This window comes from Pseudoalteromonas sp. 19-MNA-CIBAN-0066, from assembly GCF_040308705.1.
Classification (GTDB): Bacteria; Pseudomonadota; Gammaproteobacteria; order Enterobacterales; family Alteromonadaceae; genus Pseudoalteromonas; species Pseudoalteromonas nigrifaciens.
Genome location: NZ_JBEONZ010000179.1, coordinates 1 through 279 on the forward strand (window position 1 = coordinate 1; position 279 = coordinate 279).

Genomic DNA, 279 nt, shown 5'->3' on the forward strand with positions numbered 1-279 from the left:
GCGTCACGATAGCTGGCGTCTTGCTCCATAAAGATTTCAGCACATGGCATAGAGACCACACGGACGCCAACGTCATTTTCGCTCAACGTGGCATACGCTTCCATAGCTAAGCCAACTTCTGAACCGGTGGCGATAATGATTGCTTTTAGCTCGCCTTGTTCCTTCGCTAGCACGTAACCACCTTTAGTGATGTTAGCGACTTGCTCGCTGTCACGTGCTTGATGCGGTAAGCTTTGACGGCTAAAGATGAGCGCTGACGGATTATTTTCTGACTTAATC

At 49.1% G+C, this 279-nt stretch carries 1 protein-coding gene; it reads right to left on the reverse strand.

Annotated features, from left to right (window positions below):
* Positions 1 to 279, reverse strand: a 279-nt coding sequence (locus tag AAEZ18_RS18715) for a transketolase-like TK C-terminal-containing protein (RefSeq protein WP_352255898.1), incomplete at both ends; no start/stop codon positions are given.